Origin of the sequence: Candidatus Leptovillus gracilis, assembly GCA_016716065.1 — a bacterium.
GTDB lineage: Bacteria > Chloroflexota > Anaerolineae > Promineifilales > Promineifilaceae > Leptovillus > Leptovillus gracilis.
On the sequence record JADJXA010000027.1, the window covers coordinates 92,888 to 108,127 of the forward strand.

16 protein-coding genes are annotated in these 15,240 nt (G+C 55.6%); 8 read left to right on the plus strand and 8 right to left on the minus strand.

Going from position 1 to position 15,240, the window contains the following annotated elements:
• Positions 1 to 316: 316 nt before the first annotated feature.
• Both rpsO and IPM39_29000 read right to left on the minus strand, forming a co-directional pair.
• Entirely contained in the window at positions 317 to 586 is a 270-nt protein-coding gene (gene rpsO / locus IPM39_28995) for a 30S ribosomal protein S15 (GenBank protein MBK8990053.1), read from the minus strand.
• Positions 587 to 811: 225 nt separating this feature from the next.
• Positions 812 to 1,864, minus strand: a complete 1,053-nt coding sequence (locus IPM39_29000; protein MBK8990054.1) for a hypothetical protein — start codon at positions 1,862 to 1,864, stop codon at positions 812 to 814.
• 455 nt (positions 1,865 to 2,319) lie between these two features.
• Here IPM39_29000 and IPM39_29005 point away from each other — a divergent pair, with 455 nt between their 5' ends.
• Genes IPM39_29005 through IPM39_29015 form a run of 3 tightly spaced genes read left to right on the plus strand, consistent with a single transcriptional unit; the run spans position 2,320 to position 4,422 of the window.
• Positions 2,320 to 3,021 carry a TetR/AcrR family transcriptional regulator gene (locus tag IPM39_29005; GenBank protein MBK8990055.1) on the plus strand — a complete coding sequence of 234 codons (702 nt, stop codon included), beginning with the start codon at positions 2,320 to 2,322 and terminating at the stop codon, positions 3,019 to 3,021.
• On the plus strand, positions 3,018 to 3,473 hold the full coding sequence (locus tag IPM39_29010) for a hypothetical protein (GenBank protein MBK8990056.1): 456 nt from the start codon (positions 3,018 to 3,020) through the stop codon (positions 3,471 to 3,473). Before IPM39_29005 ends, IPM39_29010 begins: the two co-directional genes overlap by 4 nt.
• 34 nt (positions 3,474 to 3,507) lie before the next feature.
• A complete protein-coding gene (locus IPM39_29015; protein ID MBK8990057.1) occupies positions 3,508 to 4,422 on the plus strand; it encodes an NAD-dependent epimerase/dehydratase family protein in 915 nt (304 codons plus the stop codon).
• Positions 4,423 to 4,531: 109 nt separating this feature from the next.
• On the opposite strand, the gene IPM39_29020 is transcribed toward IPM39_29015, so the two are convergent.
• From IPM39_29020 to IPM39_29045, 6 genes are all read right to left on the minus strand, one after another.
• Positions 4,532 to 4,960 carry an ABC transporter permease gene (locus IPM39_29020; protein ID MBK8990058.1) on the minus strand — a complete coding sequence of 143 codons (429 nt, stop codon included), beginning with the start codon at positions 4,958 to 4,960 and terminating at the stop codon, positions 4,532 to 4,534.
• A gap of 20 nt (positions 4,961 to 4,980) precedes the next feature.
• On the minus strand, positions 4,981 to 5,217 hold the full coding sequence (locus tag IPM39_29025; GenBank protein MBK8990059.1) for a hypothetical protein: 237 nt from the start codon (positions 5,215 to 5,217) through the stop codon (positions 4,981 to 4,983).
• A gap of 67 nt (positions 5,218 to 5,284) precedes the next feature.
• The gene (locus IPM39_29030) at positions 5,285 to 6,211 is read right to left on the minus strand and encodes an ABC transporter ATP-binding protein (protein MBK8990060.1); all 927 of its coding nucleotides are present in this window, start codon (positions 6,209 to 6,211) and stop codon (positions 5,285 to 5,287) included.
• Positions 6,183 to 6,725, minus strand: coding sequence for a MarR family transcriptional regulator (locus IPM39_29035; protein ID MBK8990061.1), 543 nt, complete (start codon positions 6,723 to 6,725; stop codon positions 6,183 to 6,185). Before IPM39_29035 ends, IPM39_29030 begins: the two co-directional genes overlap by 29 nt.
• A 388-nt stretch (positions 6,726 to 7,113) precedes the next feature.
• Positions 7,114 to 8,319, minus strand: coding sequence for a recombinase family protein (locus IPM39_29040; protein MBK8990062.1), 1,206 nt, complete (start codon positions 8,317 to 8,319; stop codon positions 7,114 to 7,116).
• Positions 8,294 to 8,473 carry a hypothetical protein gene (locus IPM39_29045; GenBank protein MBK8990063.1) on the minus strand — a complete coding sequence of 60 codons (180 nt, stop codon included), beginning with the start codon at positions 8,471 to 8,473 and terminating at the stop codon, positions 8,294 to 8,296. The genes IPM39_29040 and IPM39_29045 overlap by 26 nt, the downstream gene beginning before the upstream one ends.
• A 618-nt stretch (positions 8,474 to 9,091) precedes the next feature.
• Here IPM39_29045 and IPM39_29050 point away from each other — a divergent pair.
• The 5 genes from IPM39_29050 (at position 9,092) to IPM39_29070 (ending at position 15,185) form a co-directional block, all read left to right on the plus strand.
• Positions 9,092 to 9,526 carry a M23 family metallopeptidase gene (locus tag IPM39_29050; GenBank protein ID MBK8990064.1) on the plus strand — a complete coding sequence of 145 codons (435 nt, stop codon included), beginning with the start codon at positions 9,092 to 9,094 and terminating at the stop codon, positions 9,524 to 9,526.
• A gap of 24 nt (positions 9,527 to 9,550) precedes the next feature.
• Entirely contained in the window at positions 9,551 to 10,846 is a 1,296-nt protein-coding gene (locus IPM39_29055) for a PD40 domain-containing protein (GenBank protein MBK8990065.1), read from the plus strand.
• Positions 10,847 to 11,081: 235 nt separating this feature from the next.
• Positions 11,082 to 11,258: a hypothetical protein gene (locus IPM39_29060; protein ID MBK8990066.1), complete on the plus strand. Its 177-nt coding sequence runs from the start codon at positions 11,082 to 11,084 to the stop codon at positions 11,256 to 11,258.
• A gap of 283 nt (positions 11,259 to 11,541) precedes the next feature.
• Positions 11,542 to 13,320 carry an ABC transporter ATP-binding protein gene (locus IPM39_29065; protein ID MBK8990067.1) on the plus strand — a complete coding sequence of 593 codons (1,779 nt, stop codon included), beginning with the start codon at positions 11,542 to 11,544 and terminating at the stop codon, positions 13,318 to 13,320.
• Positions 13,317 to 15,185, plus strand: a complete 1,869-nt coding sequence (locus IPM39_29070) for an ABC transporter ATP-binding protein (protein ID MBK8990068.1) — start codon at positions 13,317 to 13,319, stop codon at positions 15,183 to 15,185. Before IPM39_29065 ends, IPM39_29070 begins: the two co-directional genes overlap by 4 nt.
• Positions 15,186 to 15,240: the final 55 nt, after the last annotated feature.

The following is a 15,240-nucleotide window of genomic DNA, read 5'->3' on the forward strand; positions in this document are numbered from 1 at the left end:
AAGCAAACCTCCAAAAACATCTTGTGTTGAATAGGGCAGCCACTGGCAGCCGCTAAGGGTTCCATCCATCTGGGAGTTAAGCCAAAGCGACTGTGAACGACGCGCCGCAGCGGCTGGGAACAGCCACTATTTTGGGCGCAGCCTGTTTCTATTCAACCGGTTGATAAGATGTTGAGGCCGGGGGGTTAGGGACTGGGGACTGGCTCTTACCGGTCATTCTGGGTAAGGGTCACTACCCAATTCCTAAACCTATCTCCCTGGCGTCAACGACAGGAGGGCGAACTTCACGTTCGCCCTCCGTTGAGACAATAAAATTTTAGCGACGCAAGCCCAGACGCTTGATGATGGCGCGATACCGTTCCGGGTCTTTTTTGCGCAGGTAGGCCAGCATACGCCGCCGTTTACCCACGAGCCGGAGCAGACCACGACGTGAGCTTTCGTCGTCTTTGTGCAGCTTCAGGTGTTCTTGCAACTGCTTGATGCGGCGATCAAACATCGCAATTTGCACTTCGGCTGAACCTGTGTCGCCCTCATGGGCGCCAAACTCAGTAAAAATTTCGGCTTTTTCTGCCACTTGTAAAGGCATTGGACAATCCTCCAGTGAAATGATATGCAGCCCGGCAGCCGTCGCGCCGAATAGCGTCGTGCTTTCGAGCCGAATCAGGATTATAACGCAGGTTAATCAGCTTGCCAAAGTCGCGGGGAGAGCCGTGTTCAGGAACGAGATTTGAATAATCTGCACGTTTAGATTGGACAAATCTTCTGAGATTTGTCCAATCTTTGCAGTGTTCAGTGTACGGGACATTGAAAACTATGGGCTGGGCAGCGACAGCTCTTGCCGGATGGCGTCCAGCATCATCAGGGCGATGAGGTCATGGATGGCGTGGCCGCTTTGGAAGGTGTCCGGTTGGGTAAAGTCGTGGGGGGCGACCCGTTCTTCCATGTGGACATCGTTTTCTTTCAGGCCGCGATTGGGCAGTGTGGCAGCGATAATGTCGAAATCGAGTAAGGGGATGTTGTATTCGGCGGCCAATTCGCGCAGGATTTGGTTGTTGATGTTGTCTGGCCCTTCGATGCGGTCTGCTTTGGTGACGAGGATGGGGATAACGCCGTTGGCGATGGCAAATTCCACCACCTGGCGCATGTTGTAGCGGTAGCCAGAGGGCGCGCCGGCGTCGTTGGAACCGAGCTTGGCAAAGAGGATGCTGGGATTGTTCAGGCGAAATTCGCAGGTTAACACGTCTTCGTTGGCTTCGCACCATTTTTTATCGGCCCACATCGGGTCGAAGACCGACCAGGAGTGCAGGCCATTGCGCGCGGCCACGCCGTAGCGGGCGAAGTGGCCTTTGTACTGGTCAATGGTCGGCTGCAAATAGGCGTAATCGCCGAGGTTATAGCCAGCCGGATTGTCGAATTTGCCCATGAAGTTGGGATTCAGGCTAGTAGAGTCGCCCAGTTTGGAGAAGGTTTGGCTGTCACGCCCCTGCGCCTGGCCGACGGCGTAAATTTCGTGTAGATGCTGCCGCACGGCCGGCGGCAAGATGATAAAGTCGGTGACAGGGATGTCGTTGACGGGGATGGGAGTGGGGGTTGGTGTGGGGGGCACGGCCGTTGCCGTGGTTGTGGCCAATACAGGTGTATTGGTTGGCGGCAAGGTGGCGGGCAGGGCTACGGCCGTTGCCGCTGCTGGTTTGTCTTGCGCTGCCGGGACGACGATAGGTTCAACGTTGTTTTCTAGCACGGCCGGTACAGTGGCGATGGGGGCGGGGGTAATGACGGCCGTTTCCCCTGCGCTGCCACCACACCGCGCCAGCGCCAACACCACCAGAATTCCCACCAGGAAATGATGAAGTTTATAGTGCATAAAAATCCTGCCCAAAAAAATTGTAACGACGAAACCCGTCGCTAAACCACAGCGGCTCTAACTGGTGGCATGTTCACAATACCAGATGAGCAACCTTCGGGTCTTGGTCGCTGCCCCGATTCTACCATAACAACACAGTTACACTGAGGGAAAATGACACCGAAATTCACAAGGGAGACCTCATGCGTGGGCTGCACCCACCGCCACGAATGGAAACCCTGGGGGCGCAGGCGTCTCGCCTGCCGGTCAGTTATCACACCGTCAAAGTCAAATCCCTCGAGTAGCGGAATCGCTCGTGTGGCATCATTGGCCTGACCACCAGTCCGGGGGCCGGGTCGTAGCCGCGGCTGTAGGGCAGCCGCCAGGCCAGGTTGTCTTCGCCTTATTGACAAGATAACTTTACGGTGTATATTTATGATGTAAATTAACGATGTAGAACTATTTGCGAGGATCTTATGGCGCGACCCAAGAAAAACGAGCAACAAACGGATTTACGCGAGCGCATCATGACCGCCGCCTGGGCGCAAATTGCCAACGATGGCGCGCCTGCCCTTTCGCTGCGGGCCATTGCCCGCGATCTGCATATCACTGCCCCGGCCATCTACAACTATTTCCCTGACCGGGATGCCCTGGTGACGGCGCTGATCGTGGCGGCGTTTGATTCGTTTGCCGATGCGCAGGAAACGGCCGTTGCCGATCTACCCTCTGCCAATCACAAAGCGCGGCTGTTGGCTTTGGGCCAGGCTTACCGGACATGGGCTATCACCTACCCGGAGCGCTACCAACTCATCTTTGGCACGCCCATTGCTGGATACCACGCGCCACTGGAAATTACCGGCCCGGCCGCCGCACGCAGCCTGACAGTCATTGTGGACGTGCTGGCGGCGGCAGATGCGGCCGGCGAGTTGCAAGTTTTGCAAATTGTGCCCATGCCGCCGGAGGTAGACGCGATGCTGTGCCAATGGCAAAGCGGTCGCGCCGCAAACGTATCGTCCACGGCGCTTTACCTGGCGCTGATGATGTGGGCGCAGGTGCATGGCCTGGTTTCGCTGGAGATTGGCGGCCAGTTTCCCTCTTTTGTCGTTGATTCAGGGGCGCTGTACCAACATGAGTTGGCGCGGTTGACCCAACAATTGATAACCGTGGTGACCACATGAACATTACCCAGATCAAACTCAGTTTTTCCAATGCTTACCTGGTGCGCGGCCACAAAACCATCTTGGTGGATATGGGAATGCCTGGTGAAGAGGATAAAATTAACCGGCCTTTCCCGGCCGTTACTCCCGATCTACTCCTCGACAACGCCTTTGACCTGAATTCATTTGGGGTTGAGGGGTGTATTTTGCCCACGCCTGGGCACACCGCCGGCTCTATTGCACTGCTGCTGGCGGATGGCACGGCCGTTGTCGGCGATGTGATGATGGGCGGCGTGATGGGTGGCGCCCTATTTGGCGCGCGCCCCAACTACCATTATTTTGCTGAGGATGTAACGGCCGTTCAAAGCAGTATCCGCAGCCTGTTGGCCGCCGGGGTACAAACTTTCTACGTCGGACACGGCGGCCCGCTGCGCCGTGCCGATGTGGAAAAACGCTTCGCCGGAACCGCCTGACTAACCAACGGACAAACAAACCAGAGATAAAACCATGACCAACCTACACGTCGTTTTCGGAGCCGGCCCCCTGGGGCGTTACACTGCAACAGCTTTGCTCGAAATGGGTCATATCGTCCGCCTGGTCAACCGCTCTGGCCAGATGGCCGACGCCCCGGCCGGGGCGCAAATCGTCGCCAGCGATGCCTATGACCTGGCGCAGAATCGAGAAGTGACGCAGGGGGCGACGGCCGTTTACCAATGCGCCCAACCCCACTACCACGAATGGGCGGAAAAGTTCCCCCCTTTGCAGCGCGCCATTCTGGAGGGAGCAGCAGCCAACGGGGCGAAATTGGTGGTGGGTGATAATTTGTATATGTACGGCCGTCCCAGCGGCCCCTTGCGCGAAGATTCTCCCGTCAACCCTCACACCCAAAAAGGCAAAGTGCGCGCCGCCATGGCCCAGGAAGTGCTGGACGCCCACGTCAGCGGCAAAATCCGCGCCGCCATTGGCCGCGCCAGCGATTTCTTTGGCCCCTACGACACGGCGCTGACCGATTATGCCATTCGCCCGGCCGTAGCGGGCAAGCCAGTTAACTTGCTCGGCAAAACCGACCAGCCGCATACCTTCACCTACGTCAAGGATTTCGGCCGGCTGTTGGCGACTTTGGGCACACGCGAAGAAGCGCTGGGGCAGGTCTGGTTTGCGCCTAGCAATCCGCCCATCACCCAGGCGGAATTAGTGCGGCTGATTGCCGCAGAGTTGGGTCAACCGGTTAAAAGCCGCACGGCTGGCCCGCTGATGATGCGCTTGTTGGGACTGTTCAATAAGTCTATGGCGGAGACGATGGAGATGATGTACGAGTGGACGGCCCCCTTTGTGGTAGACACGTCCAAAGCAGAAAAGGCGTTTGGGCTGCAAGCCACGCCGCTGAATCAGGCGCTGCGGGAGACGCTGGCCTGGCGTTAATTAACTGCGTGGCGCCGGTGGCACGAGCGCGAGACCGGCCACAGCAAATAGACAAGTTATTTAAGTGCCATTCGTTAGCGCCGTTCGTGGCTGCGCAGTTTGACGACTGTCACTCCCACCGAAATGTCCGGGCCGCAACAATGATTCCCCCAACCAAGATACCGACAAGTACCACGATTTCCGTCACATGCTGGTTGATAGGCTCCCCAAACCATAAGCCTCGCAGTAAAGTGGTAACGTGAGTCAGGGGGATAAAACGGGCTACATTGCGAACAGTCTCCGGCATCATCTCCAGGGGCAGCGTGATACCCGACAGCATCATCATGGGGATGAACAATACGTTGCCCATCACCGTCGCTATCCGCGTGTTGGGCGCCAAACTGGCAATCACGTAGCCTAGAGCCAGAAAAGCGGCGGCGCTAAGGCCAATACCGGCCAGCAAGAGGAAGGGGTTCCCGGCAAACTGAACCCTGTAGACGCCAATGCCCAGTGTGAACAACAGCAAAATGCCGAGTAGAATCATGACAAAATAGACCATCACGTCGCTGACAAGATAGGTCAGGGGCGTAAGGGGGTGGCGCGAAAACGGCGCAGTACGCCCGCATCCCTTCGTGCCGATGTTTCGATGGGCACGGCCGTTAACCCAACCACGGCAATCACAATGGCGGCATACGTCGGCGCGTAAACGTCTAATTGTCCAAGACCGCCAAACATGGGCATTGGCTCGTTGCCAAAGATGAACCCCATTACCACCAACAGCAACGGGGCAAATAACAGCGTAAAAAATACTGCCATTGGTTCCCGCAAATATAATTTCGCTTGCACGACCACAAGCTTCTGTGCCGCAGACCTCTGTATCATTTTAATCCCTCATCTCCCTACCGGTCAGAGTCAAAAACACATCCTCCAACGTTGGGTGTTCAGTACGCAAGTCAGTAAATGGCGTTTGATTGGCCTCCAGCGCATGGACAACACTGCTGAGCAGCATTTCCTTTGGCCCATAAACAACCAGGCGTTGGCCCAATCGCTCCACACGGGTAAACCCGGATACCTGCCGCATCATTTCTTCGTCGAATGGGTCTGCTACTGTGAAGCTCACGCGGCTCTCGGCCGGCAGCGAGGCGATGAGGTTAGCGGGTGTATCAAGCGCCACGATTTTCCCCCGATCAATAATTGCTACGCGGTCGCACAATCGCTCGGCCTCTTCCATGAAGTGGGTGGTCAGGTATACGGTTTTGCCTTGCTGCCGAATGCCTTGCACCATATCCCACATGTTTCGCCGCGACTGCGGGTCTAGCCCGGTTGTTAGTTCATCCAGAAAGATAAGTTCCGGGTCGTTCACCAGGGCCAGGGCAATGAAGACGCGCTGGCGCTGGCCGCCGGAAAGTTTGGCAAGATAGTGATTTTCTTTATCGGCAAGCCCCATTTGGTTCAGCAAGTGGCGTGTGTCAACGGAGTGAGGGTAAAAGGCAGCAAACAGGTCCAACGCCTCCAGCACTTTGATTCGGGCGGGCAAAGCAGCAGTCTGAAACTGGATGCCGATCTGTTCTCGCAGGGCATAGCCGTCCCGACATGGCTCCCGTCCCAACACCTGGATTCGACCACTGTCCGGCTGTCTCAATCCTTCAATGCACTCGATGGCAGTTGTCTTCCCGGCTCCGTTTGGGCCAACCATACCAAAGATTTCGCCCCGGTGAACAGTGAAGGAGATGCCGTCCACCGCCCGGACGCCCGGATATTGTTTACATAAGTCTTCAACGTCAATCACGCTGTCCGCTAAATGGTTCACTGTCTTGCTCCCCTAATATAAATTGCTCCAGGTCAGGCGGAATAGCGGCGATTTCCACAACCATCCGCCCTTCTGGGAATTGTTGGATCAGTTGGCGCAGCAAATTGCGCAGTTGCACGGCAGTTTCCAACCCCATTGCCGCCAAAGCCTGCCAGGTAGGGTCCTGGGGGGTAATGATGGGCACAGCGACCATCAGATCTTTCCCTTTGTCTGTAATGTGGACAGGATTGCGTCGCCGGTCGCGTGGGTCGCTGCCCCGCTCGGCCAATCTTTTGCGCTCCAGTGCGTCAATGGCCCGGACCAACGCGGATGGGTCCAGCCCCAGCCGCTGGCTGATCTCACTGATGGTCAAAGTTTCAAATTGCAGCATACGGAGGATGCCATATTGTAAACTGCTCAGGGTTTCGCCTTGCTCGCGCAGCCGCGCTTCAAGCCCCTGATTAAAGAACTTAAGTAGGAGTGCGGCGTAGAGCTGAATGTCGGCAGCGATGGGAAAAAATTCACCTTCTTGCATACAGTTTCCTGTTAATTGATAGTATTAATTATTGATAGTATCAATTATATAACCGGCAAAAGAAATGTCAATTCCGCTTGGATAGTTTGGTCGCGGCCAACGTTAGCCGGATTGTGGAGGGCCGGGTAGCAGCTGGTAGATGACAAGACGGGTCATTCTAATTGTCGTTGACAGTACCACTTTGCTGCTCCATGAGCGGGACGACTCGTTGGCTGTGAGCCGCGTCATCTTGCAAAAGGTGATTGAGGGTTTCACAGAGCAGGGTAATCATGTCACCTGCTTTGCCGTGCCTCTCGTCAGAAACTCTCGTCTATTCTAAAATGAGCTTCGACTATGATCGGCAATCTCTATCCTTGCTGCGCGACCCTGCTTTGGTGGCTGTCGGCCTTCATCCTGCTGACTGGCTTCGCCGCCACCGCCGCTGGTCAGATTGGGCCACCGCCCGCTTTGCCCTGGCGTGCCCTGACATCCACACCCTGGCCGATGTCCCTACCGGCGCGCAGCGGGTCAGCGACCCCATCGGCGCGACTATACCATCGGCTGCCGCCAACAGCGCCCGACCCTTGCCCGCCGTGCCGCGAGCCGAAAAAGGCAAAGCACGCGAACCGAGATTGACCAGCGGCTGCGCCGGGTTGGCAAAGGGAGTGGCCTGCCAGTTTTGCGCCAAACGTTCCTGATTATCCATATACACCTCCCAGGTAATATAGCCGGGAAAGGCATCCCGCCGCAAGACCTGCCACTCCGTCGGCGGCAGCCGCCCGCCATAACGTGCGCTCGGCGCGCCCGGCAGCTCCTCCCGCCGCCGCTGACCATAGGCATACACCCCGGCATAAGCGGGCAGCTTCAAAATCTGGTACACCTGCCCGTAACTCGGCTTCGTCCAGACAATAATGGCCTGCCCCACCAGATTGCGGTCCTGGCGCGGCAGGCGCAAGCCAGCCGTTTGCAGATGGCAGAGTACCGCATGGGCGCTGCCCAGCCGCCGAAACAAGCGGAACACCTGCCGGATACTGGTCTGCACCTGCTCGTCCGGCGTCAGGATAACCTGACCATTGGGCAGCCGTTCATAACCAACAGGCAGGCGCAGCGCCAGTTCACCCCGTTTGGCTTTGTTCAGGCGCGCCGCCTGCATCTGTTGACGCATGACATGCCACTGCGCCTCCGAAAAAGTGCCCTTGACGCCGAGCAGCAGGCGGTCATCATAAGCGCGGGGATTGTAGACACCGCCGCTGTCACTGACCAGAACGTGATTGAAGGCGGCCAGGTCGAGCAGTTGATACCAGTCGGCGCAGTTGCGTGCCAGACGGGAGACATCCGTCACCAGGAGTATGCCGACTTTGCCGGTGCCCACATCGGTGAAGAGGCGTTGAAAGCCAAAGCGGTCACTGCGGCTGACAGCCGATTTGCCCAGGTCATCGTCAATGATATGGATGCGGGCGTCGGGCCAGCCCAGGGTGCGGGCGCGGGCGGCAAGCTGATATTGCAGGTCCTGGGATTCCTGGTGTTCGGCCACCTGGCGCAACGTAGATTGACGGACGTAGATGTAGGCCCAGCGCTGAAGATGCTGGTCATTGATCTTGGGATGAGGGGTCATGAGGGGTCTCCTGTGCCGGCAGTGCGGCTGTGCGGCGCTTCTCGGCCGTCAGATATTGGTAAAGCAGGGCAGCCAGTAGTTGGCTCAACTCCTGCTGCCGGGTCGGCGGCAGGGATTCCCAGACCAGTTGAAAGGGGGGTGTTTGGGGTGGCATGGCAGTTCTCCTCGGGATTATGAGATTGCAGGATTTGTACCAGTCTAGCCAATGCCAGCAGGGTATGGATATGAACCAGCGGCCCTGGCGGCTGGGCCGGGAGTGGGGCGGCAGGCAGGGATTCGGTCTCGTCCGGGACAGGGGAAGCCCAGGTCTGGGGAATGCTGACCGTGCCAATTTGGGGGTGACTGATGAGGTAACGAGGGGTACCACCGCCCCGAGAACGGATGGTTCGTTTAACGGCTGCCGTTTGTCCCGCCAGGGGATGATTTGGATGTATAATCCGCACAACCCGCGGGGGTTCTATCGTTATAGGGGTTTTATTTACGCTTTGTCCCCCTCAACCTGATCGACCCCACGGGCCATAGGGAGTGTGGTGCATCCGACGATTGTAGCGAGCCATTACCACACACTTCCGGGTTTCAAGAGGCTCTCTTAAATGCGTGGAATTACTATGAAGATAATTTTGACCTACCTTTTGAAGGGAGCCAAAATATAACGCAAGGCTTCGGGCCAAGCCATGATGGGGTTGATTATGGTGGGGGATTTTCAGTGCATGCCCCAGCAGAGGGAGAGGTAGTACAAGATAGATTTAGAGACCCACCCGCAGGGATGTGGATGATCCAAAACAGAACGACTGGAGATATCCTTACATGGTCACGTTGGCGTACTGATCCTGGATGGCAAGGAGAGTTATACGAATCCGATCGAGGCAGTGATGGTTTACTGGAACCCGAGAGGTTATTACAAACTGGAGAGTGGGAAGATATACGAGACGGTAATCCGAACACTGAGGCTAACTGGAGCCACAGCTCTGGAACTATGATCCAGGTCAACCATGCCTATGGTTTGGCTACTACTTATATTCATACTGTCCCAGCCTTAACAGTTGGTCAGCAAGTGCAACAAGGTGACATTGTAGGGGAAACAGCCAATAATGGGTGGAGTTCTGGAACCCATATTCATTACAGGCTAGAGTTTACGTATAGTGGCAGAACGATTTATTTGAACCCATTAACCCCACCCCGCCAAATCGTTCATTTATTACCTTAATGAAGCCAAACGGGAGATATAAAAATGAAATCACCATTCAGGAAAACTGTTCGTTTGAATCTTCTCAATAATTTGTTATTTATGACATTATTGTTTGTTGCTTGTGAAGCGGCATCAGTAGCTGAGACAACAACCGTAACTCAAGAAAGAGATTTGGGTAATGCTCCAATTATCTCGGCAACTCCACAGAAAATATCTACGATAAAGGCCACTGTAACGATTACTCCTGTGAATACAGAAACGTTACCTGCGCCAACCATGACTACTTCACCTTCAGATACGCCTTCACCACAGCCTACCCAGACATTCATGCCGACCCCCTCACCTCTTGGTGGCTGGCTAGTGTTTGAGTCTGCACACGAAGATACAAATGGAGATGATCTGATTGATATTTCCGACAACATTCATATATACAGCATGAACCTGAGTACAAACGAATTGGTCCAATTGACGTATGACAGTCATAGAGACACACTACCTTCCTGGTCACCTGATAGGAGTGAAATAGTTTTTGCCTCTAATAGGAGTGGAAATGCTGACTTATACGTCATGAATGCGGATGGCTCTAATTTGCGGCAGCTAACCCACACACCAGAAAATGAAACAACACCTATTTGGACAACAAATGGGCAGCAAATCATCTATGTTTTAGTTCGGACGCTCGAATATGGCTTGCAAGAAAGCCACTTGTACATAATGTCAGCGAGCGGTGAAAATAATCATCAACTTGTTAACCTGCCTGGGAATAGTATTGATCCAGACTTGTCTCCAGACGGTCGATTTCTGGCATATACACAGAAGGAACCTGTCTTGTTCGAAGAGGAAACTCGCACCAGAACGGTGGTTTATCTTTACGATATGCAGTCAGGCAAAAATATCCGTATCACATCTTCGGCATTTGAATCCGACAGAGGGCAGTTTCAGAAAGCAAAATGGTTACCTCGTGAAGGTTGGTATCTCTCTATGCTTCAAGTACCAGGCGACATGAATCCTGTCGGCCTGAAAGTATTTGAATTAACCTGGGATGATGAAGCACCTTTACTCCAGCAAGTACTAGAATTTGATGAGGGATCAGGAAATTATACTTGGGGACCTAATGGCGAATGTCTCATATCAGCTGATTATCGCACCCTTATTAATGAAGAGGGTGAAGCTATCATGACAACTGACCTTTTCACGATACCAATCACAATTCCCGAACCTCAAACACAACTACAAGTAGATCCGGCCATGCAAAGATCCGAACATGTTCTTCAAGGAGAAGGAACTTGGCTTACAAATGATCCTTATTATGAAGGGAATCTCGATTGGGCGCCTTGATGAGAGTTCAAATAGATTTAGGGGACATCCCCTGCTCTGGATAGGTCTTCTATTTGCCGTTGAGCGCCCTCCTGCTGGGGCGAGGTCTCCATTTGGCTGCTGTGGCTGCCTCTCAGCCCGTAGGGATGCTCTCCAGACCTGGCCACGCCCCGCTGGCCATTCTCCAAGAATTGGTGTAGGTAGTATTGAGTGATAACGGCCGTTCTGCCCACAGTTCATCAAGTTCAGCCAGGGGATGGGGGGGAAACGGCCGTGCTGCCCACTATTCATCAAGTTTAGCCAGGCGGTGGGGTGGGAAACGGCCGTTGCCACAACCTCTTCTGTAGCTGCATCACCCGCCGGGACAACGGCTGTATCGCCGGAAAAGTCGCGCAAAGCCATCACCAACGCCGCGATCACCAGCACAAAATAGAGACAGCAAACAACAGAAACGGGACTTGTTGGCGCATGACGCCATAGTGTAACGAATCATGGCCTTGAAAGCGAACGGCCGTTTGCCTACAGACGCAAACTTGGTTACTCTTTGAATTCATGTTGTCTGTCCCTCTGCCTCTTTACGCCTTGTGTTCAATTTTTTTACCGGAGACTGCATGAGTGGTTTAATCCACCACCACGAATAAAAACCCTGGGAGCGCAGGCGTCTCGCCTGCCAGGGCGGGCGAGACGTCCGCGCTCCCGTTTACGAAGGAGGTTCAATGCTTGCATCATTCCGTCGTTTGTTGGTCATTTATAAAGGCTATCGTTTCCGGCTCATCGTCTCCCAGGCGCTGCTCATGGTTTCCGCCCTGTCTACCATCGGCGTGGCTACCCTCAACCAGCGCATGATCAACGAGGGGCTGCTGGCGCAAAACGTCCAGGTGATCATCACCACTGGCATTACCATGTCGCTGCTGGCGGTTGTGTCCGGGTTGGCGATGGCGGGCACGGCCGTTTTCGCCGTCTTTTTTGCCCAGGGCACCGCCTACCTGCTGCGCGCCGAGCTGTACCACAAAATCCAGACCTTCTCTTTTGCCAATTTCGACCAGTTTCGCACCGGCAATCTCATGGTGCGCCTCAGCACCGACGTCAACCAGATCGCCAACGCCGTGTTGTATTCGGTGATTCTGGTCATGTATGCGCCCTTTATGGTGATTGTGGCCTATACGCTGGCAATCATCCGCACGCCCAGCCTGGTCTGGATTTTGTTGGTGGTCACGCTGGTTGTGCTGGTGGTCATGGCCGTCATCGTGCCGCAAATCTTCCGCGCTTACAACCAGCGGCAAAAGCGGCTGAGTGACCTGAACGACACCTTGCAAGAAAACCTGGCCGGGGTGCGCGTGGTCAAAGCCTTTGTGCGCGAAGAATTAGAAAAAGAGCGTTTTGCCCGACGCGCCGACGATTTACGCCAACCTGCCTTTGCCGCTGCTTTCCGCGTGGCCCTGCTCAATCCCTTGCTCGCCGCTATCGCCCAGATTTCCATCGGCGCGGCCATCTGGATTGGCGGCACGCAGGTGTTAAGCAGCACGGCGCTGAGCGTGGGTGAACTGGTGACGTTTACGCAATATCTGGCGCAAGTGGTCACGCCGCTGGCGCTCATGGCCGTTGTTGTGCCCTTTATTTTGCGTGGCGATGCGTCGGCGGAGCGGTTGTTTGAGGTGTACGACGCGCCGCCGCTGGTGCAAGACAGGCCTGATGCGCGCACGTTGGCTGTAACGGCCGTGCAAGGCCGCGTATCCTTCGAAAACGTCAGCTTCGCTTTCCGCCGGCCGGATGGCAAATTCGACCCGCCGGCGATCAAAAACATCAACCTGACGGTCGAGCCGGGTGAACGCATCGGCATCCTCGGCGCAACCGGCGCGGGCAAGTCGGCGCTGGTGAATTTGCTGCCCCGCTTTTACGATGTAACCGAAGGGCGCATCACCATTGACGGCGTGGACGTGCGCGACGTGACGCAAGAAAATTTGCGGCAGATTGTGGGCATTGCCTTACAAGAGGCGGTGCTGTTCCAGGGCAACGTGCGCTTTAACCTGAAGTTCGCCAATCCCGACGCAGAAGACGAAGTGATGATCGCCGCCGCGCAGGCCGCCGATTCCTTCGGTTTTGTGAGCAATTTACCGGAGAAGTGGGATGCGCCGGTAGCGCGGCGCGGCTACAACTTCTCCGGTGGGCAGCGGCAGCGGCTGGCGATTACGCGCACGCTGGCGGCGGAACCCCGCGTCCTGGTGCTGGACGACAGCACCAGCGCGTTGGACGTAGCCACAGAGAGCCGCGTCCAGGGCGCGATCCCCGGCTTTAGCAACAATGTCACCACCATTTACATCGCCCAACGCATCAGCGCCGTGATTGATCTGGACAAGATTGTTTTGATGGAAAATGGCGAAATTGTGGCCAGCGGCACGCACGAATCGCTGCTGGCCGACAATGCTTTGTATCAACAGATTTATGAATCGCAGCTTGGCCGCGACGTAACGGCCGGTTTGGAGGTAGCGGCATGACGACGGTAACACGTGAATCCTTTACACTCAAGGGGCGCATCGAAGCCCGCAAACGCACGCCGGTAACGGAGAAAAAAGACGACACGCTGCAAATTGTCGGCCGGCTGGTGAATTATATGGCCGGGGGAAAGGACCGTTCCAGGTTTATCATGGCGTTGGTCGTGCGGTTTGGCGCAGTACTGGCCCTGATCGCCATTCCCACCTTAACCGGCACGGCCATTAATGTGGCGAGTGACCCCAATGGCAGTGTGACCGAGTTGCAGCGCTGGGCCGGCCTGGCGATAGGGGCTGGTTTTGTGTTTTTGCTTTTGAGCGCGACGGCCGAACGGGTCTTTTCCGGATTGGCGACGCACGGTTTGTACAACTTGCAGCGGGATTTATTCGACCACATGCAGACGTTGTCGTTGAGCTTTTTTGACCGGCAGCCGTTGGGCGAACTGATGAGCCGGGTGACGAATGATACGGAGACGGTGGCGCTGTTTTATGAAAGCGCTGTCGCGCAGATGATCCGGGCGCTGTTTCAAATCATGCTGATTATGGTGATGATGGTGCTGGTGAACTGGCGGCTGACGTTGGTGGCGCTGCTGGTGGTGCCGGTGATATTGGTGTTAACGGCCGTTATCCAACGCATCTCCATGCCTGCCTTCATCAAACTCCAGCAAGAACTGGGCCAGCTCAGCGGCTTTCAGGAAGAAACCATCTCCGGCCAAAAAGTCATCATCAGCAGCCGCCGCCACGATTGGGCCGAGGAAAAAAACGAAGAGCAGGCCGGTGAAGTGTTCGACGTCGCCAGCAAGGCCTTCTTCACCTCGTTGCTGCAATTCCCGCTTACCCAATCCATGACCATGTTACAAATCACGCTGGTGTTAACGTTCGGTTCGCTGATGAGCCTGACCGGCCAGGCCAACATCGGCCAGGTGATGACGTTTGTCGGCTTTACCGGGCTGTTGGCGTCACCGCTCTCAGAAATCGCCAACCTCACCGCCACGACGTTGAACGCGGTGGCCGGTGGGCGGCGGGTGTTCGCCATCATAGATGAACAGCCGACAGTGGTGGACGATCCTCAGGCGGCCAATTATGCCTTCAAAGGTGGCCGCGTGGAGTTCGCCGAAGTAGATTTCAGCTATGTGCCGGGGCGCAAAATTCTCAAGCGCAACAGCTTTGTGGCCGAACCAGGGCAGAAAATCGGCATCTGCGGGCCAACCGGCGCGGGCAAAAGCACCATCATCAACATCCTGACGCGCTATTACGACCTGGATAGCGGCGCGATTTTTATAGATGGTCAGGACATCAGCCATCTGACGCAGGCCAGTTTGCGGCAGCAAGTGGGCGTGGTGCTGCAAGAAGCGTTCCTTTTCTCCGACACGGTGATGAACAATCTCAAGTACGCCCGCGAAGGCGCGACCGACGAGGAGTGCATCGCGGCGGCGAAGCAGGCCAATGCCCATGAATTCATCGTCAACCTGCCGCAAGGCTACGACACAATGATGACCGAACGCGGCTCGAATCTGAGCCAGGGTCAGCGGCAAATGGTGACGATTGCGCGGGCAATGGTGGCGAATCCGAAGATTTTGGTGCTAGACGAGGCCACGAGCAACGTGGACACGCGCACGGAAAAGCTCATTCAGGAGGGTTTAAACCGCCTGATGGCCGGACGCACCAGTTTTGTGATTGCCCATCGCCTCAGCACCATTCGGGACGCGCACAACATTATGGTGGTCAACGGCGGCGAGGTGGAGGAGTTTGGCCCGCACGAGGAACTGATGGCGAAGAAGGGCTTTTATTTCAATCTGTACATGAGCCAGTTTAAGGGCAAACTGCCGGGTAGTGAGGCGGTGGATACGAGCGGGTTTGTCAGTACGTGAGTATTGATTTGGGATTTCGGATTTCGGAGTGTAGTGGAACGGCAGGGTTCATCAA